Source organism: Agromyces protaetiae (assembly GCF_004135405.1).
GTDB lineage: Bacteria > Actinomycetota > Actinomycetes > Actinomycetales > Microbacteriaceae > Agromyces > Agromyces protaetiae.
Genome location: NZ_CP035491.1, coordinates 3041729 through 3061041 on the forward strand (window position 1 = coordinate 3041729; position 19313 = coordinate 3061041).

General features: G+C 71.8%; 12 protein-coding genes and 3 pseudogenes. 2 read left to right on the plus strand and 13 right to left on the minus strand.

Features of this window, described 5'->3' with window-relative positions:
- Positions 1-3: 3 nt before the first annotated feature.
- The 8 genes and pseudogenes from ET445_RS14180 to ET445_RS14215 all read right to left on the minus strand — a co-directional run bounded on the left by ET445_RS14180 (position 4) and on the right by ET445_RS14215 (position 10675).
- Positions 4-4559 (minus strand): annotated as a pseudogene (locus tag ET445_RS14180) (ATP-dependent helicase).
- 91 nt (positions 4560-4650) lie between these two features.
- On the minus strand, positions 4651-6066 hold the full coding sequence (locus tag ET445_RS14185) for a pyridoxal phosphate-dependent decarboxylase family protein (RefSeq protein ID WP_129191846.1): 1416 nt from the start codon (positions 6064-6066) through the stop codon (positions 4651-4653).
- Positions 6067-6156: 90 nt separating this feature from the next.
- The gene (locus ET445_RS14190; protein WP_129191847.1) at positions 6157-7029 is read right to left on the minus strand and encodes an SseB family protein; all 873 of its coding nucleotides are present in this window, start codon (positions 7027-7029) and stop codon (positions 6157-6159) included.
- Positions 7013-7759 carry a bifunctional 1-(5-phosphoribosyl)-5-((5-phosphoribosylamino)methylideneamino)imidazole-4-carboxamide isomerase/phosphoribosylanthranilate isomerase PriA gene (priA, locus tag ET445_RS14195; protein WP_129191848.1) on the minus strand — a complete coding sequence of 249 codons (747 nt, stop codon included), beginning with the start codon at positions 7757-7759 and terminating at the stop codon, positions 7013-7015. The genes ET445_RS14190 and priA overlap by 17 nt, the downstream gene beginning before the upstream one ends.
- A 122-nt stretch (positions 7760-7881) precedes the next feature.
- Positions 7882-8511, minus strand: a complete 630-nt coding sequence (hisH, locus tag ET445_RS14200; protein WP_129192584.1) for an imidazole glycerol phosphate synthase subunit HisH — start codon at positions 8509-8511, stop codon at positions 7882-7884.
- A 5-nt stretch (positions 8512-8516) separates the two neighbouring features.
- The gene (gene hisB, locus ET445_RS14205) at positions 8517-9125 is read right to left on the minus strand and encodes an imidazoleglycerol-phosphate dehydratase HisB (protein WP_129192585.1); all 609 of its coding nucleotides are present in this window, start codon (positions 9123-9125) and stop codon (positions 8517-8519) included.
- A gap of 22 nt (positions 9126-9147) precedes the next feature.
- A pseudogene (locus ET445_RS14210) lies at positions 9148-10227 on the minus strand (histidinol-phosphate transaminase); the annotation flags it as partial.
- Positions 10228-10285: 58 nt separating this feature from the next.
- Entirely contained in the window at positions 10286-10675 is a 390-nt protein-coding gene (locus ET445_RS14215; RefSeq protein WP_129191849.1) for a LysM peptidoglycan-binding domain-containing protein, read from the minus strand.
- A 288-nt stretch (positions 10676-10963) separates the two neighbouring features.
- Here ET445_RS14215 and lexA point away from each other — a divergent pair, with 288 nt between their 5' ends.
- Positions 10964-11653 (plus strand): transcriptional repressor LexA, encoded by a 690-nt coding sequence (lexA, locus tag ET445_RS14220; RefSeq protein WP_243695216.1) that lies wholly within the window; start codon positions 10964-10966, stop codon positions 11651-11653.
- 106 nt (positions 11654-11759) lie between these two features.
- Here lexA and ET445_RS14225 read toward each other — a convergent pair whose 3' ends face one another.
- The 4 genes and pseudogenes from ET445_RS14225 to hflX form a co-directional block, all read right to left on the minus strand.
- Complete coding sequence (locus ET445_RS14225; protein ID WP_129191851.1) at positions 11760-12536, minus strand: alpha/beta fold hydrolase; 777 nt, start codon at positions 12534-12536, stop codon at positions 11760-11762.
- 173 nt (positions 12537-12709) lie between these two features.
- A complete protein-coding gene (metE, locus tag ET445_RS14230; RefSeq protein ID WP_129191852.1) occupies positions 12710-15046 on the minus strand; it encodes a 5-methyltetrahydropteroyltriglutamate--homocysteine S-methyltransferase in 2337 nt (778 codons plus the stop codon).
- A pseudogene (locus ET445_RS14235) lies at positions 15043-16031 on the minus strand (methylenetetrahydrofolate reductase). Before ET445_RS14235 ends, metE begins: the two are co-directional and overlap by 4 nt.
- Before the next feature lie 194 nt (positions 16032-16225).
- Complete coding sequence (gene hflX, locus ET445_RS14240) at positions 16226-17755, minus strand: GTPase HflX (protein ID WP_129191853.1); 1530 nt, start codon at positions 17753-17755, stop codon at positions 16226-16228.
- Positions 17756-17796: 41 nt separating this feature from the next.
- Between hflX and ET445_RS14245 the strand changes: the two genes are divergently transcribed.
- On the plus strand, positions 17797-18405 hold the full coding sequence (locus ET445_RS14245) for a class I SAM-dependent methyltransferase (protein WP_129191854.1): 609 nt from the start codon (positions 17797-17799) through the stop codon (positions 18403-18405).
- A 21-nt stretch (positions 18406-18426) separates the two neighbouring features.
- Here ET445_RS14245 and dapF read toward each other — a convergent pair whose 3' ends face one another.
- Positions 18427-19308 carry a diaminopimelate epimerase gene (dapF, locus tag ET445_RS14250; protein ID WP_129191855.1) on the minus strand — a complete coding sequence of 294 codons (882 nt, stop codon included), beginning with the start codon at positions 19306-19308 and terminating at the stop codon, positions 18427-18429.
- Between the last annotated feature and the right edge of the window lie 5 nt (positions 19309-19313).

Consider the following 19313-nt stretch of genomic DNA (forward strand, 5'->3'; position numbering starts at 1 on the left):
GACCTATCGCCGCGCATCGAGCCGCAGTCCCTTGGGCGTCTCGCCGAAGCCGGCCGCCCGCAGCGCCTGCCCGAACGGCGTGCCGAGCACGAACGCGCCGTTCACGGTCTCGACCGCGAGGCGCCGCACCCTGCCCGCGGTCACGAGGCCGGCGACGGCCGTGGCCGCGACCGCGAGCCCCGCCTCGTCGTCGGTGTAGACGAGCACGGTCTTGCCGCCGCGCTCGACGTAGGCGACGAGGTCGCCGTCGGCGACAACGACGATCGCGCCGGCCTTGCGAGCCGCGCGGTGCGAGCTCTCGCCGGGCGGGTCGGGCCACGGGAGCGCGGCGCCGTACGCGTTCGCGGGATCGGTCGCAGCGAGCGCAACCGCGACGGGGGCATCCGCGTCTCTCACATCGAGGTCGGCGTGGCTGCGGAGGCGATCGACCGCACCCGGGGCAGCGAACTGCGCGGCGCCCAGTCGCTCCACGAAGTAGCCGCGGCGAGCGCGCCCCGACTCCTCGAAACCGGAGAGCGTCTTGTAGACGAGGGCGAATCCGCCGATGACGCCCTCGGCGACGGCCGTGCCGCGAGTGACGACGCCGTAGCGGTCGAGCAGCGTCTCACCGAGCGCGTGGGCACGCCTCGTGGCCTGCTCTTCGGCGACGGGAAGGATCGACCAACGACCGGCGACCGACGGCGGTCCGGTGCGACTCGGCACGATGGCGCGCGGCATACTGCGACCGCGGAACGACCGAGTCCGCGGGGTCGGTCTGGTCGACTTGTGGGCACTGCGGCCCGCGCCGACGAGCGCACGCACGGGCGCGAAGGTGTCGTTCGTCACGAGGCCCGCCCACGCGAGCCCCCACAGCGCCTCGGCGAGCGCCGTGTCGTCGACGGGCGCGTCGAGCTCGCCGAAGGCGCCGACGGCGTCGGCGAGTTGGCGGAAGAAGAACGCGCCGCCCGATGAGAGCGCGACGAGCACTTCGCGTTGCACCCGGTCGAGTTCGGCATCGGGCTGCGGCTGGAGCGTGAGCGGCGCGGTATCGGCGAGGTGCAGCGTGATCCACCCGTCGTCGCCGGCGAGCGAGCCCGACCCGGCCCAGACGACCTCGCCGGCTGTCATGAGCTCGTCGAGCATCGCCGGGCTGTAGTCGGCGACGCGCGCGGGCAGCACGAGCGACTCCCACGCCGACGCGGGCAGACGCGCGCCCTCGAGCTGTTCGATGACGGAGGCGACGCCGTCGACGCCGCGCAGCGACCCCGTGCCGACGTGCTGCCACGCCGGCAGGAACCGCGCGAGCGCGCGCTGCGGCACGGGTTCGATCTCGTGCCGCAGCGCTGCGAGCGAACGCCTGCGGAGCCGCCGCAGGACTTCGGCATCGCACCACTCGGTCGACGTGCCGTGGGGTCGGAACTCCCCTCGACGACCCGCCGGTCGTCGGCGAGCCGCCGGAGCGCCACGCGCGCGACGGCCACGCCGATGCCGAACCGTTCGGCGACCTCCTCGACCGCGAACGGCCCGTGCGTGCGTGCATACCGGCTGACGAGGTCGCCGAGCGGGTCGCCCACGTGCTCGGCGAACGACGCGGCGACGCCGGGCGGCACGGGCACGCCGAGCGCGTCGCGGAGCCGGCCGACGTCTTCGACTGCGGCGAGGTGCTCGCGTCCGGCGAACGACACGCGCACCGCGCGGCGCGCCGCGATGAGTTCGTTCGCCGCTGCGAACGGGTCGGTCTCATTGTCGACGCGGAGCGCGATCTCGTCGGTCATGAGCGGCCCGAGCATGCGCACGAGGTCGGCGACGCCCTCGGCGCCGCGTGCCTTGCGGTCGTCGGCGAGGCGCTGCAGTTCGCGCTCGGTCTGCTCGATGACGCCCGGATCGAGGAGCTCGCGCAGTTCGACGCGCCCGAGCAGTTCACCGAGGAGCGACTGGTCGATCGCGAGCGCGGCCGCTCGCCGCTCGGCGAGCGGGGAGTCGCCCTCGTACATGAACGCGCCGACGTAGCCGAAGAGGAGCGCCGACGCGAACGGGCTCGGCGCGTCGGTCGTCACCTCGACGAGCCGGACGCGCCTGGCCGCGAGATCGGCCGCGATGCTCAGGAGCCCCGGCACGTCGTAGACGTCTTGCAGCACCTCGCGGATCGTCTCGAGGATGATCGGGAACGTCGGGAAGGCGCTTGCGACCTCGAGCAGTTGCGCGGACTTCTGCCGTTGCTGCCAGAGCGGCGAGCGCCGCCCCGGCTGGTAGTGCGGCAGCAACAGGGCGCGCGCGGCGCACTCGCGGAACCGGCTCGCGAAGAGCGCGGATCCGCCGACCTCGTCGGTCACGAGCTGATCGAGCTCCCCCGACTCGAAGAGGAACAGGTCGGCTCCCGGCGGGTCGATACCCGTGTCGGGGATGCGCACGATGATGCCGTCGTCGGCCGCGACCGCGGCGCCGTCGACCCCGTGCCGTTCGCGCACGCGCGCGGCCACCGCGAGCGCCCACGGCGCGTGCACGGGCATACCGAACGGCGAGTGCAGGATGATGCGCCAGTCCCCGAGCTCGTCGCGCGTCCGCTCGACGACGAGCGTGCGGTCGCTCGGCACGACGCCCGTCGCCTTCGCCTGATCGGCGAGGAACGCGACGAGATTGGTCGCGGCCGAGGCATCCAACCCGGCTGCGTTCGCGCGCGCGGCGGCGACGGATGCCTCTGAGCCCGCCATCTCTCGCTGGAACGCGCCGAGCGCCCGCCCGAGTTCGACCGGGCGGCCGAGCCCGTCGCCCTTCCAGAACGGCACGCGGCCGGGTTGCCCGAACGCCGGCACGACGTTGACGCGGTCGAACGTGATCTCTTGGATGCGCCAGCTCGTCGCACCGAGCGCGAAGACGTCGCCCACGCGCGACTCGTAGACCATCTCCTCGTCGAGCTCGCCGACCCGCCGGCCGGCCGCCTCGTCGCCGCCGACGAGGAAGACCCCGAACATGCCGCGGTCGGGGATGGTGCCGCCGCTCGTGACCGCGAGGCGCTGCGCGCCGGGCCTTCCCGTGATGACGCCCGCCTCGCGGTCCCACACAACGCGCGGACGCAGTTCGCCGAACCGGTCGGACGGGTACCGGCCGGCCAGGAGGTCGAGCGTCGCCTCGTACGCCGACCTCGGCAGCGTCGCGAACGGCGCGCTCTTTCGCACCGTGTCGAACCAGCCCTCGACGTCGAGGGGTTCGAGGGCGGCGGCCGCGATGGTCTGCTGGGCGAGGATGTCGAGGGGGTTCGCGGGGACGCGCAGCGTCTCGATCCGTCCGGCGAGCATGCGCTCGGCGGCGACGGCCGTGTGCACGAGGTCGGCGCGGTGCTTCGGGAACATCACTCCGCGCGACACCTCGCCGACCTGGTGACCCGCCCGCCCGAGCCGCTGCAGGCCGCTTGCGACCGACGGCGGCGACTCGACCTGCACGACGAGGTCGACGGCGCCCATGTCGATGCCGAGTTCGAGGCTCGATGTGGCGACGACGCACCGGAGCCGACCCGACTTCAGGTCGTCTTCGATCTCGGCCCGCTGCTCCTTGCTCACCGAACCGTGGTGCGCGCGCGCGATGACGGGCGGAGCGCCGCTCGTGCTGCCAGATTGCGCCATGAGCTGCGCCGGCGGCCCGCTCGCACGCGCCGAGACCAGCAGCTCTTCGCGTTCGGTCTCTTCGAGGGCGAGTTCGTTGAGTCGCGCGGTGAGGCGCTCGGCGAGCCGTCGCGAGTTCGCGAACACGATCGACGACCGGTGCGCGAGCACTTCGCCGAGGATCGCCTCTTCGACGTGCGGCCAGATCGACCCGGTCGCCTCGTCGTTCGCGGGCAACTGCGCCATGTCCTCGACGGGCACGACGACGCGCAGGTCGAACTTCTTCTCGGACGGGGGCGCGACGATCTCGACGGGCGCGCTCTGGCAGAGGAATCGCGCGACCTCTTCGACGGGCCGCACGGTGGCCGACAGGCCGATGCGCTGCGCGGGCTTCTCGAGAAGGGCGTCGAGCCGCTCGAGCGAGAGCGCGAGGTGGGCCCCGCGCTTCGTGCCGGCAACGGCGTGGATCTCGTCGACGATGACGGTCTCGACCGTGCGGAGAGTCTCACGCGCCTGCGAGGTGAGCATGAGGAAGAGCGACTCGGGCGTCGTGATGAGGATGTCGGGCGGGGTGCGGAGCAGCGACCGGCGTTCGGCCGACTGCGTGTCGCCCGACCGCACGCCGACCGTCACCGTGGGCGGTGCCTCGCCCAGCCGTTCGGCGACGCGCGCGATGCCCGTGAGCGGCGCCCGCAGGTTGCGCTCGACATCGACGCCGAGCGCCTTGAGCGGCGAGAGGTAGACGACGCGCGTACCTGGCGGGCGCGGGTCGGTCTGCGCGGCGCCTTCGGTGTGCAGCCGGTCGATCGCCGAGAGGAACGCCGAGAGCGTCTTCCCCGACCCCGTCGGCGCGACCACGAGCGCATGCGACCCGCGGCCGATCGCCGCCCACGCACCCTGCTGCACGGCCGTGGGCGCGCTGAACGCCTCGGCGAACCACGTGCGGGTCGCGTCGCTGAACGCCTCGAGAGCCGGATGCACATTCCCATCCTGCCCCGCCCCGCCGACAGCGCGGCAGAGCGTCGCGAAACGGATGTCTCGTCCGAGACATCCTGAACGCCCCAAGCGACGCTCAGCGGCCCGCGCGCACCTCGCCGAGCACGCGCTCCACGGTGTCGACCGTGCGGGCGACGGCCGTGGCATCCGTGCCCCGATTGCTCACCGAGAACCGGACGATCCCTCGGCCGTTCCACCGCGAGGGCGACGCCCACACGACGCCGTCGTGACGCAGCCCCTCGACGAGCGCCGCCGTCGTCGCGTCGTCCTCGGCCGCGACGCACACCTGGGTGAACACGACCTCGTTCAACACCTCGAGCCCGGGAATCCGCGTGAACCCGTCGGCGAGGCCGCGCGCCGCCGCCGCGAGCCCGTCCACGAGGTCCGCGACGCCGTGCCGTCCGAGCGCGCGGAGCGTCGCCCACACGGGCACCCCGCGCGCCCGCCGCGACAACTCGGGCGTGCGATCGTACGGTTCGGAGATCGCGCCCGGCACCGGCAGATAGGACGCGTGCGCGCCGAGCGCCCGTACCATCGCGGACTCGTCGGCGACGATCGCGATGCCGCAGTCGTACGGCGTGTTGAGCGTCTTGTGCGCGTCGGTCGCCCACGAGTCGGCGCGTTCGAACCCCGCGACGAGGTGCCGCAACGACGGGCTCGCGCCCGCCCACAGCCCGAACGCGCCGTCGATGTGCACCCATGCTCCGGCCGCGTGCGCGACCTCGATCGCCGCCGCGAAGTCGTCGAACGCGCCTGAATGCACGTCGCCCGCCTGGAGGGCGACGATCGCGGGCCCGGCCTCCACCAACCCGTCTTCTTCGCCGCCGTCGCCCTCAGCGAGCGCCGCCGCGAGCCCGTCGACGTCGATGCGCCCCTCACCGTCGGCGCCGACCGTGCGAGGCATCCCGAGCCCTGCCATCCGCCCCGCCGCGACCATCGAACTGTGCACCGCGTCGCCCGCGAAGAAGCGCACGCGCGGGGCGCCCTGCAGGCCGTCGCGCTCGACATCCCACCCGGCCCGACGCAGGACCTCGCCGCGTGCCGCGACGAGGCACGCGAAGTTCGCCATCGTGGCGCCCGTGACGAATCCGACACCGCTCTCCGCGGGCAGCCCGAACAGATCGAGCAACCAGCTTGCGGCGAGTTCCTCGACGGCGGCCGTCCCCGGCGTCGGCGCGCGCGACCCCGTGTTCTGATCCCACGCCGAGACGAGCCAGTCGGCGCCGAGCCCCGCCGGGTGCGTGCCGCCGATGACGAACCCGTAGAACCTGGGCGAGGGCATCGCGATGAGTCCCGGCTCGATCGCCGTCGCGAGCAACTCGACGACGGCAACCGGGTCGGCGCCTTCGTCGGGAAACGCCCGACCGAGCGCGTCCTTGATCTCGTCGGGCGTCGCCTCGGGCTCGATGGGCCGCTCGGCCACCGAGTTCAACCACTCCCGGGCATGGTGCTCGGCCGTCGTGAGCACGCCGCTGTACTCGTCGTCGGGCATGTCGCGCTCCCCCCTGACACGCCAATCTTGCGCCCGCGGCGCGCGGGCGGCAATGGGGATGGCGGATGCCTCGCAGGCTCGCCGGATGCCTCAGCCCGACGTCAGCCGCACGGCGAGCGAGTCGACCGCCGTCGCGATGAGGTCGTCGGCGGCCCAGCGACGCGCGAGCCGCGCCGTCGTCGCGTCCAGCTCCTCGCGCGTAAGACCCGACGCGAGCGTCAGCCGCACGATGAGCTCGGGGCCCGCAAGTCGCGCGTCGGGGTCGCCCGCGTCGAGGTCGACGGCGAGCACGGCGAGCTCCGACTCGATCGAGTGAGCGAACGCCTGCGCCACTTCTTCGGACTCGAACGACGGACGCCACGGCATCTGCTGGGCGACCGCCCACACCGCCGGACGGCGCAGCACGAACTCCCCCGCCGAACCCGCGTCGAGCACGACGAGGTCGGTGCCGTCGTCGACCGCCGCGAGCGCGACGCGCACGCCGTCGGCCGGAACCGGGCGCGCCGTCGGATTCCACGCCTTCATCGCCGCAACCGACGCGAACACGGGCAGCACACGCCGTCCGTCGGGACCCGCGACCGTCACGATCGAGAGCTCCTGGCTCTTGTCGATCACGTGGCCGTGCGCGCCGACCTCCGTGCCTCCCGCCTCACCCGAGCCGAGCTCGGCGAGGAGGGGGATCAGGAGCCGGGACGACCCGAACGCCTGCACGACGTCGGCCTGACCGCCGTCACCCGACCGGAATCGGCGCACCGCGGCCTCGAGGAGCGGCGGTGCGGCACCGTCGTCGTCCGAGTGCGTGTTCTCCTCGAACGCCCGACCGGCCCACGGCCTGCCGGCCGAGTCGGTGCCCCCCGCGGGCGCCCGCCCGCCCGTCGAGCCGAGGTTTCGGGCACCCTTGCGAGGAACGCCCCCGTCGGAGGCATCCGCTCGCTCGGAAGCGGGTTCAGTGCCCCGCGACATCCAACGCCTCGGGCAGCGTGAACGCGCCCGCGTACAGCGCCTTGCCGACGATCGCGCCCTCGACGCCGAGCGGCACGAGTTCGCGGAGCGCCGCGATGTCGTCGAGGCTCGAGACGCCGCCCGACGCCACGACCGGGCGCCGCGTGCGCTCGGTGAGCTTGCGCAGCAGGTCGATGTTCGGACCCTGGAGGGTGCCGTCCTTCGTGACGTCCGTCACGACGTAGCGCGCCGCGCCGGCCTCCTCGAGGCGGTCCATGACCTGCCAGAGATTGCCGCCGTCCTGCGTCCAGCCGCGGGCTGCGAGCGTCTCGCCGCGCACGTCGAGGCCGACCGCGATCGCCTCGCCGTACTGCGCGATGACCGACGCCGCCCACTCGGGGTTCTCGAGCGCGGCCGTGCCGAGGTTGATGCGCTTCGCACCGATCTCGAGCGCGTGCTCGAGCGACGCGTCGTCGCGGATGCCGCCCGAAAGCTCGACGTTGACTCCGCGCACCTGACGGATGACCTTCTTCAGCAGGGCCCCGTTGGACCCGCGGCCGAACGCCGCGTCGAGGTCGACGAGGTGGATCCACTCCGCGCCCTGGTCGGCCCAGTCGGCGGCCGCATCGACCGGGTCGCCGTAGTTGGTCTCGGTCCCCGCCTCGCCCTGCGTCAGGCGGACCGCCTTGCCGCCCGCCACATCGACGGCCGGAAGCAGCACAAGCTTGGGGGTGTTGTTGAACTCACTCATCACTGTCCTCGAATCGGAACGCCGGGCGCGGAATCACGCGTCACACCGGCACAGTCACAGCATCCTACTGTCCTCCGGCACGCACGCTGAACGCGTGACGGTCGGCGCGACATCCGGCGCGCTCAGTCGAGCGAGCGGATCCAGTTCGAGAGCAACCGGATGCCTGCATCGCCGCTCTTCTCGGGATGGAACTGCGTCGCCGACAACGGCCCGTTCTCGACGGCCGCGAGGAAGCGGCCGCCGTGCTCGGCCCACGTGAGCGCGGGCTGCGGGAAGGGCGGGATGACGTCGAGCAGCCACTCTTGCGCGGCGAACGAGTGCACGAAGTAGAACCGCTCGTCTTCGATGCCGTCGAAGAGCACGCTGCCCTCGCCGGCTTCGACCGTGTTCCAGCCCATGTGGGGCAGCACCTCGGCCGGGAGCTCGGTGACCGTGCCCGGCCACTCGCCGAGCCCTTCGGTGTCGACGCCGCGCTCGACCCCGTGTTCGAACATGACCTGCATGCCGACGCAGATGCCGAGCACCTTGCGCCCGCCCGCGAGCCTGCGGTCGACGAGTTCGTCGCCGCGCACCGCACGCAGTTGGTCCATGACGGCCTTGAACGCACCGACACCCGGCACGACGAGCCCGTCGGCCTCCATCGCCGCCGCGCGGTCGGCCGTCACCTCGACCTCGGCGCCCGCGCGCTCGAGCGCCTTGGCCGCCGAGTGGATGTTGCCCGAGCCGTAGTCGAGCACCACGACGCGACGCATGCGGCTCACAGGGCGCCCTTCGTCGACGGAACGCCCACGACGAGCGGGTCGAACGCCTTCGCCTGCCGGAACGCCCGCGCGAACGCCTTGAACTCCGCCTCGGCGATGTGGTGCGGGTCGCGCCCGCCGAGCACGGTCACGTGCACGGTGAGTGCGGCGTTGAACGCGATCGCCTCGAACACGTGCCGCACCATCGAGCCCGTGAAGTGCCCGCCGATGAGGTGGTACTCGAAGCCCGCGGGCTCGCCCGTGTGCACGAGGAACGGACGCCCCGAGATGTCGACGACGGCCTGCGCGAGCGCCTCGTCGAGCGGGACGAGCGCATCGCCGTACCGCGAGATGCCGCGCTTGTCGCCGAGCGCCTGCTTGATCGCCGTGCCGAGCGAGATGCCGATGTCTTCGACCGTGTGGTGCACGTCGATGTGGATGTCGCCCTTGGCGCGCACCGTGAGGTCGGTGAGCGAGTGCTTCGCGAACGCCGTCAACAGGTGGTCGTAGAAGGGCACGCCCGTCTCGATGTCGCTCGTGCCCGTGCCGTCGAGGTCGATCGACAGGTCGATGCTCGACTCGCTCGTCTCGCGCTGAACGCGGGCGGTGCGGTGTGCGGTCGTCATGCGTCGATCCTATTGTCGGGGCGGATGCCGGCGCGTAGGCGGCGATCGCTTCGAGGAACGCCGTCGTCTCGGTCTCGGTGCCCGCCGTGACGCGCAGCGCACCCGCGAGCCCGATCTCGCGGATCAGGATGCCCCGCTCGAGGAGCGCCTCGAACACGGCGTGCGGGTCGTCGACGCCGTCGAAAAGGACGAAGTTCGCGCCGCTGCGGTACGGGTGGAACCCGAGGCGGCCGAGCTCGTCGAAGATGCGCTCCCGCTGGCCGCGGATCGCGTCGACGGTCGCGAGCATCTCGTCGGAGTGAGCGAGCGCGCCGAGTGCCGCCGCCTGCGTGAGTGCCGACAGGTGGTACGGCAGTCGGACGAGACGGAGCGCGTCGATCGCGGCAGGGTCGCCTGCGAGGTAGCCGACGCGGGCGCCCGCGAACGCGAACGCCTTGCTCATCGTCCGGGAGACGAGCAGCCGCGGCCGACCTGGCAGGAGGGTGAGCGCGCTCGGCGTGCCGGGGTCGGCGAACTCGAAGTACGCCTCGTCGACCACGACGACGCCGCGCGCCGCCCCGACGACCGCGCGAATCGTGTCGAGCGAGAGCGGGGTGCCCGTCGGGTTGTTGGGCGCGCACAGGAAGACGAGGTCGGGGTCGTGCGCCTCGATCGCGGCGACGGCCGTCTCGGGGCTCAGTTCGAACTCGGCGTCGCGTGGCGCGGCGATCCACTCGGTGCCGGTGCCCGCCGCGAGCAGGCTGTACATCGAGTAGGTGGGCGCGAAGCCGAGCACCGTGCGGCCGGGGCCGCCGTAGGCCTGCAGGACGTGCTGGAGCACTTCGTTGGAGCCGTTCGCGGCCCAGATCTGAGACGGGTCGAGGTCGTGCCCGAGGTACGCGGCGAGCGCCGTGCGGAGTTCGGTGAACTCGCGATCGGGGTACCGATTCAGGCCGATGATCGCAGCGGCGACGCGGGCGACGATGTCGTGGGCGACGCTCTCGGGGATGGGATGCGTGTTCTCGTTGACGTTGAGGGCCACGGGCACCGACTTCTGCGGGGCGCCGTAGGGCGTCTTGCCGCGGAGGTCGTCACGGATCGGAAGGTCGTCGAGAGTCGTCACCTGATCAATGGTATCGGCGGCAGGCTGGGCGTCAGACGGAGATCACGCCGCCGACCCGTCAGGGTGCGACCGGGATCGAGAGCTGCTGGCCGGGTTGGACGACGGCGTCGTCGAGGCCGTTGAGACGGACGATCTGCGCGATGGTCTCGCGAGGGTCTTCAGTCGGGGCGATGCGCTCAGCGAGCTCCCACAGGGTATCTCCTGCGCCGACCGTCACGACCTCGAAGGCCGTCGTGCCGACGCCTGCCGTCGCCGAGCCGGCCGCAGCGGCACCCGACCCGAGGACCGCGACCATCGCCCAGATGACGAGCGGGAGCGCCGCGAGCGACGTGAAGACGATTCGGCCACGCCGAGTGAGCCGAAGACGTGTGCGTGGCACCGACGCTACGACCGGAAGCGTGCGCGGCGCCAAACCCGCGAATCCGTCGAATGCGATCGCCTCGCCCATGGTTCCTCCTTCACGCGGACCCGCATCTGAACTGGTGGTCGAGCCGCCTCCGGCGCTCGGCCGGGAGCACCGGAGGCGAATCTCTGTTCCGAATGTATCTTCGAATGTCGAAGTCCGCAAGACCCTCACCCCATCTCAGAATCCCCGGAGAACCGGCGACACGCTCGAACAGATGTTTGTCGCGCACCGACTCGCCGGATACAGTTTCGAATGTCCGAAAACAGTCGACCATCGACCACCGACATCCGGCCCGTGCACCGAGAACGCGGCCGCAACGAGGGGCCAACCGTGAGCACCGACACGCAACGCACACCGCCCGCCGAGCCGAGCCGCCGGCGCAAGAGCCTGAGCGCGAAGCAGACGGCGATCCTCGAGGTCGTCCAGCGCTCGGTCGCAAGCCGCGGCTACCCGCCGAGCATGCGCGAGATCGGCGACGCCGTCGGGCTTTCGTCCCTGTCGAGCGTGACCCACCAGCTCAACCAGCTCGAGCTCGCGGGCTATCTCCGCCGCGACCCCAACCGGCCCCGCGCACTCGAGGTGCTCATCGAGCTTCCGGGCATCGAATCGCGGAGCGGGTCGTCTGGCGAGTCCGCCCCGGTCGGCGACGCCGCCATGGTGCCGCTCGTCGGCCGCATCGCCGCGGGCGTGCCGATCACGGCCGAGCAGCAGATCGACGAGGTCTTCCCCCTCCCCCGCCAGCTCGTCGGCAAGGGCGAGCTCTTCATGCTCAAGGTCGTCGGCGATTCGATGATCGACGCTGCGATCTGCGACGGCGACTGGGTCGTCGTGCGTGCGCAGAAGACGGCCGAGAACGGCGAGATCGTCGCGGCCATGCTCGACGGCGAGGCGACGGTCAAGGTCTTCCGCCAGCGAGACGGCCACACGTGGCTGCTGCCCCGCAACTCGGCGTTCGAGCCGATCCTCGGCGACGCGGCCGAGGTCCTCGGCAAGATCGTCGCGGTGCTCCGGGCGGTCTGACGCCGGTCGAGACCCCAGCACCTCCACGCGCGGCGCGCGCTCGAGACATCCGGGCGGCTCGAGACATCCGGATGCCCCTCACCGCGCGTCGTTCGAGCGCGCGTGCCTACCTTGCCGCGTCGCGCGCGACCGCCGCGACCGGAGCGGCCGCCGCCGGGAGCGCGGGCAGCCCCGCGAGCCACTCGGTGACGGTCGCCATGAACCCGTGGTGGTCGTCGCGGAAGACGGTGTGCCCGGTGCCCGCGACGGTCGAGACCGACATACCCTGCGTGCGGAGCTTCGCCGCGACCTTCTCGGTGATGAGGAGGCTCTTCTCGGCGAGGATGACGAGACTCGGCGCGACGAGACGTGCCGGCGGCATGAGCGGGCGCGAGTCGGCGAAGCCGAGGATCGTGCGCTTGTCCCAGTCGCGGAGGGTCGCGAGTTCGATCTCGACGTCCTCGGGGTTCCACTTGGGGTTCATCTTGACGAGCGCGTAGCGGCGCGGGCGGGGTGCGATGGCGAACGCCACCTTGAAGACCGCGCCACGGATGCCCCGCGGGAACGAGAACGCGGGGTCGACGTAGATCGCGGCGCGCGGCGCGAGCCGGTCGCCCACGAGGCTCGCGACGAGCCCGCCGAGCGAGTGGCCCATGACGACGTCGGGCGGCCCGTCGAGGAGGGGTGCGAGCGTCTCGACGACGTCGTCCGCCCAGGCTGCGGGCGAGTACCGCTTCGCGCGCGGGCTGCGCCCGTGGCCCGCGAGATCGACCGCGAGCACGCGGAAGCCGTGGGTCTCGAGTTCGGCGGTGACGCGGTGCCACGCGCGCGAGTCCGACATGATGCCGTGGATGAGGATCGCGGTCCGGGGACCGCTGCCGGATTCGGTGACGGCGAGCTGCATGCCGACGAAGGTAGCCGCGGAGGCTGTGCGGTTGCCGCGAACGCGCCGCGAGTCGCCCACGACGACCGCCGACGGGCCCGAGAAGAGGACGACCGGCTCGCCGGGGCGACGGGGTGACGCACGATCGGCGCGGCACCCCGCCGCGTCGCCTGCGGAGGAGAGGCGAGCCCGGGTCAGGCAGTGACGGAGATCTCCGCACGCACCGCCTTGGTCGCCTCGATGATGTGCTCGAGCGAGGCGACGGTCTCTTCGTAGCCGCGGGTCTTGAGCCCGCAGTCGGGGTTCACCCACAGTCTTTGCGCCGGAATCGCGCCGACCGCGCGCTCGAGGAGCGAACGCACCTCGTCGACGCTCGGCACGCGCGGCGAGTGGATGTCGTAGACGCCCGGGCCGATGCCGTGGTCGAAGCCGCTCCGCTGCACGTCGTCGACGACCTCCATGCGGCTTCGGGCGGCCTCGATCGAGGTGACGTCGGCGTCGAGGTCGCGGATCGCGTCGATGACGACGCCGAACTCCGAGTAGCAGAGGTGCGTGTGCACCTGCGTCGCAGGCGCCGCACCACCGGTCGCGAGGCGGAACGAGCCGACCGACCAGTCGAGGTAGGCGGGCTGCTCGGCGAGCTTCAGGGGCAGCAGTTCACGGAGGGCGGGCTCGTCGACCTGGATGATGCGAATGCCGGATGCCTCGAGGTCGGCGATCTCGTCGCGCAACGCGAGCGCGACCTGGCGCGCGGTGTCGCCGAGCGGCTGGTCGTCGCGGACGAACGACCACGCGAGAATCGTCACCGGGCCGGTGAGCATGCCCTTGACGTGCTGCGAGGTGAGCGACTGGGCGTACGCCGACCACTCGACGGTCATCGGCTCGGGCCGCGAGACATCCCCCCAGAGGATCGACGGACGTGTGCAGCGCGAGCCGTAGGACTGCACCCAGCCGTGCTCGGTGACGGCGAAGCCGTCGAGGAGCTCGGCGAAGTACTGCACCATGTCGTTGCGTTCGGGCTCGCCGTGCACGAGGACGTCGAGGCCGAGGTCTTCCTGCAGGCGGATGACGCGCCCGATCTCGTCGCGCATCGCGGCCGTGTACTCGGCCGCGGTCAGTTCGCCCTTCCCGAGGCGCGCGCGAGCCCGGCGGATGTCGCCGGTCTGCGGGAACGAGCCGATCGTCGTGGTCGGCAGTTCTGGCAGGCCGAGCGAGGCCTGCGCTTCGACCCTTTCGTCGTACGCACCGCGGGAGAAGTCGGCGTCGGTGAGCACCGCGAGGCGCTCGCGCACGGCGGGCACGCGCACGCCCGGCGCACTGGCCCGGTCGGCGAGGGCTGCGGATGCCTCGGCGAGCTCGGTTTCGACGGCGGCACGCCCCTCGCGGAGCCCGCGTGCGAGCGTCGCGATCTGCTCGACCTTCTGGTCGGCGAAGGCGAGCCAGCTCGCGAGACGCGGGTCGAGCTTCTGTTCATCGGCAACGTCGTGCGGCACGTGGAAGAGCGACGTCGACGACGAGACCGCGACGCTGCCCGACAGGTTCTGCACGGCCTCCGCCCTCGCGAACGCCGCCGCGAGGTCGCCGCGCCAGATGTTGTGGCCGTCGACGACGCCCGCGACGAGGGTCTTCGCGGCGAGCGACTCCTCGGTCGCCGGGTCGAGCGCGGCGGGCAGCGAGCCCTTCACGAGGTCGAGGCCGATCGCTTCGACGGGCGTCGCCGCGAGCACCGGCAGCGCCTCGTCGAGCCCGCCGTAGGGTGCCGCGACGAAGATCGCGGGGCGGGCGTCGGCTGCGCCGAGGGCGTCGTACGCGATCGCGGCCGACTCGATCACTCGGGCACGATCGTCGTCGAGGCTCTCGCTCACGAGGGCGGGCTCGTTGAGCTGCACCCACTCGGCGCCTGCCGCGGCGAGTTCGGCGAGCAGTGCCGCGTACACGGGCACGAGGTCGGCGAGGCGGTCGAGCGGGCGGAAACCGTCGAGCGAGCCATCTGCGGCCTTCGCGAGCGCGAGGAAGGTCACGGGCCCGACGAGCACCGGACGCGTCACGAATCCCTGCGCCTTCGCCTCGGTGAACTGCGCGACGAGCCGTTCGCCGTGGGCGGCGAACGACGTGTCGGGGCCGATCTCGGGGACGAGGTAGTGGTAGTTCGAGTCGAACCACTTCGTCATCTCGAGCGGCGCGTCGTCGCCCTCTCCGCGGGCGATCGTGAAGTACCCCGCGAGGTCGACAGTGCCGTCCGCACCGACGAGTCGCGCGAAGCGGGCGGGCACGGCACCCACGGCGACCGCTGCGTCGAGCACCTGGTCGTAGTACGAGAAGCTCTCGGGGATCGCCGAGTCGGTGCGCCCGAGCCCGAGGGCTGCCAGGCGCTCGCGCGTCGCGGCGCGCAGTTCGGCGGCCGTCGCCTCGAGCGTGGCCGCATCGACCGTGCCGGCCCAGAACGCCTCGACGGCGCGCTTGAGTTCGCGGCGGCGGCCGATGCGGGGGTAGCCGAGGATCGTGCCGGCGGGGAATGCTGAGGTGCTCATCGGTTCGTACGGTTCCCATCGTGTGTGGAGAGTGAGGTGCGCGCGAGGTCGTGGAGGCCGATGCGGCCGAGCACGTCGAGCACGACTTCGTGGCGGTTGAAGGTGTAGAGGTGGATGCCGGGTGCCCCGCCGTCGAGGACCTCGCGCACGAGATCGGCCGCGTACTGCACGCCGATCTCGGCCTGCCCGGCCTCGTCGGGCTCGATCTCGAGATCCATCGCGAGCTTCGCGGGCAGCTCGACGCCCGTGAGCTCGGTGACGCGCGCGAGCCGTGCGGGCGTCGTGACCGGCATGACGCCCGGCAGGATGGGGATCGTCACACCGGCGGCGCGGGCCCGCTCGACGAAACCGAAGTAGTCGTCGGCGTGCCAGAAGAGCTGCGTGATGGCGAGGTTCGCTCCGGCGATCTCTTTCGCGAGCAGCGCGTCGATGTCTTGTCGGGGGATCGCGAGCGCGGATGCCCCGCCGGAAACGCCGCGACGGCGACCCGCTCGGGCCGGGGCCGCTCGCGGATGCTGCTCATGCCTGGCAGCCCCGGGATGCCGACCTGGCCGAACGGCTCGCGCTCCTCCTGCACACGGTGGATGAGCTGCACGAGCTCTGCGGCGCTGCCGAGATCGCCGAGCCCTGCATCGGGGTCGGCGCCCACGGGCGGGTCGCCGCGGAGAGCGAGGAAGCTCCGGATGCCCGCATCGAGGAACCGGCGGACGAGTTGATTCGCCTGCTCGTGCGACGAGCCGACGCACGTGAGGTGGGCCATCGGCTCGACGGACGTCTGTTCGAGGATGTACCGGAGCACGGTGAGCGAACGGTCGCGCGTCGATCCTCCCGCCCCGAACGTCACCGAGATGAACGCCGGATCGACTTCGGCGAGACGGTCGATCGTGCGGCCGAGCGCGATCGCCGCGGCGTCCGTTCGCGGCGGGTAGAGCTCGAACGAGATCGGCGGGCGACATCCGTTGCCGTCGTCGGGTCCGTTCACCACTGGCGCTCCTCGTGACTGAAGGGCCGTGACCGGGCGGGGGCCTGTTCGTCACGGCAGGTCGGTCTCGTGGGCGGATGCCGGGCTCGGCTGTCGCTCAGGCGGCGCGCGAATGCGCCGCTCTCGATAGAGGGAGACTACGCCCTCGGAGCCCGGTCGTCATGCATTGTGACGACCGGTGACGGATGTCTCTCGACTCAGGCCTGCGCGACGTCGGCGGCGAACACCGCGAGCTGCGCCGCCTGCTCGGGCGAGGCAAGCGCGCGGATGCGCGTGCCGTCCTCGACGTAGTCGACCGAGAGCACCCGTCCGGTTTCGTGCAGCGTCGAGACGACGTCGCCGCGGTCGTAGGGCACGAGGAGGTCGATCTCGACCGCGGGATCGGGCAGCTTGGCCGCGATCGCGTCGAGGATCGCCTCGACGCCTTCACCGGTGCGCGCCGAAGCGAACAGCGCGCCGGGCTCGAGCCCCTGCAGCACGAGGCGCTCTTCGGGCGTCACGAGGTCGGCCTTGTTGAAGACGACGAGCTCAGGGATGTCGCGTGCACCGACTTCGCCGATGACGTCGCGAACCGTCGCGATCTGACCGGCCGGGTCTGGGTGCGCGGCGTCGACGACGTGGACGATGAGATCGGACTCGCCGACCTCTTCGAGCGTCGAGCGGAACGCCTCGACGAGCTGGTGCGGGAGGTTCCGCACGAACCCGACGGTGTCGGCGATCGTGTAGACGCGCCCGTCGGGCGTCGTGTTGCGGCGAACGGTCGCGTCGAGCGTCGCGAAGAGCGCGTTCTCGACGAGCACACCCGCGCCCGTGATGCGATTGAGCAGGCTCGACTTGCCGGCGTTCGTGTACCCGGCGATCGCGACCGACGGCACCGCATTGCGGCGGCGGTTGGCGCGCTTGGCCTCGCGCGCGGGCTTCATGCCCGCGATCTGCTTGCGGAGCTTCGCCATCTGGTTGTGGATGCGACGACGGTCGAGCTCGATCTTCGTCTCACCGGGACCACGCGACCCCATGCCGGCACCGGCGCCGCCGACCTGACCGCCGGCCTGGCGCGACATCGACTCGCCCCAGCCGCGCAGGCGCGGAAGGAGATACTCGAGCTGCGCGAGCTCGACCTGCGCCTTGCCCTCGCGACTCTTGGCGTGCTGGCTGAAGATGTCGAGGATGACGGCCGTCCGGTCGATGACCTTGACCTTCACCTGGTCTTCGAGAGCACGTCGCTGGCTCGGCGCGAGTTCGGTGTCGGCGACGACCGTGTCGGCTCCGAGCGCAGCGACGATCGCTGCGAGCTCGGCGACCTTGCCGCGGCCGAGGTACGTCGAGGGGTCGGGGTGCGGACGACGCTGGAGCACTCCGTCGAGCACGCGCGCGCCCGCGGTCTCGGCGAGGGCCGACAGTTCGCGCAACGAGTTCTCGGCGTCGTCGAGGGAGCCCTGCGAGTACACGCCGATGAGCACGACGTTCTCGAGCCGCAACTGGCGGTACTCGACCTCGGTGACGTCTTCGAGCTCGGTCGACAGCCCGCTGACGCGGCGGAGCGCCGCGCGCTCCTCACGGTCGAACTGTTCGCCGTCGGTCGAGGGCCACACCGAGGCATCCGACTCGCTCTGCATGATGGAGGTCGCGTCGGACGCGCCGAAACGGGTCACGCCGGCACGCGTGTCCCCGGCGCGGAGCACGCGCTCGACGGCTTCGTCGGTGGGCTCGAGTTCGGCGTCGTTCATCCGATCAAGATTACTTCGGTTTCCTGGGATAGGTTCCCGGTATGACCCAAGAGCACTACTTCTCGTCGAGCCCCGCGGCACCCGAGGGTCTCCGCGAGATCCGCGTGCGACTCGCGGGCCGCGAGGTCGAGGTCGTCACGGCGCGAGCGGTGTTCAGCCCCGAGCACCTCGACGACGGCACGCGCGTGCTCCTCGAAACGGTCGACGAGCCGCCCGCGACGGGCGATCTGCTCGATCTCGGCGCCGGTTGGGGTCCTGTCGCGCTCACAATGGCGATGAAGGCTCCGGATGCCTCGGTGTGGGCCCTCGACGTCAACGAGCGCGCCCTCGACCTCGTGCGACGCAACGCGAAGAAGCTCGGGCTCCCCGGCGTCAAAGCCGTGCTCGCCGAAGACATCCCGGCCGACATCGAGTTCCAGACCATCTGGTCGAACCCGCCCATCCGGGTCGGCAAGGAGGTGCTGCACACGCTCCTCCGCACGTGGATCCCTCGACTGGCGCCGGGCGGCACGGCCTGGCTCGTCGTGCAGAAGCACCTCGGCGCCGACTCCTTGCAGCGCTGGCTCGCCGAGGAGTTCGCCGACGGGTTCGAGGTGTCGCGCGCCGATTCGTCGAAGGGCTTCCGCGTGCTCGAGGTCACGCGCGACTGAGCGCCTGACCCGCTCAGTCGCTCAGGCGAGGCTGAGCACGCCGTCGAACACGAGCTCGGCCGGGCCCGAGAGGTAGGCGTGCTCGCCGTCGGCCTCGTCGACCATGCGAACGCCGACGACCCCACCGGGCACCTGCACACGCCAGTCGTCGGGCGCGCCGACCCCTGCCCAGTACCGCACGGCGAGCGCCGACGCCACGGCACCGGTGCCGCACGAGAGCGTCTCGCCCGAGCCTCGCTCGTGGACGCGCATGCGGATGCGTCCGACGCCGTCTTCGACGAGCGGCTCGGCGGGCACGACGAACTCGACGTTCGCGCCCGCCTCAGGGACCGGTTCGAGCACGGGCACGTACGACAGGTCGAGGCCTGCGAGTTCGCCCTCGTCGGCGAGCGCCACGACGACATGGGGGTTGCCGACGTCGATCCCGAGCCCGGGCCGCGCGACCGGCAGTTCTTTCGCGCGAACGAGCGGCTCGCCTCCGGCGAGCTTCCACACGCCGAGGTCGGCCTCGAAGCCGTTCGGTGCACGGCGCACACGGCGGACCCCCGCGCGCGTGCCGATCGAGAGCCACCCGCCCGCGGGCAGTTCGGCAAGGCCCTGGTCGAGCAGATACGTCACAAACACGCGGATGCCGTTGCCGCACATCTCGGAGACCGTGCCGTCGGCGTTCCAGTAGTCCATGAACCACACGGCCGCGGGATCTTCGGCCAGGGCCGCAGCGCCCGCCTCGAGATTCGCCGATCGCACCGCGCGGATGACGCCGTCACCCCCGACGCCGAACCGGCGGTCGCACACCGCCGCGATCTGGGCGGGCGTGAGCGGCGACTCCCCCTCGGGGTCGCTGAAGAGCACGAAGTCGTTGCCAGTGCCCTGCCCCTTGGTGAACCTCAGATCGAACGGCATGCCGG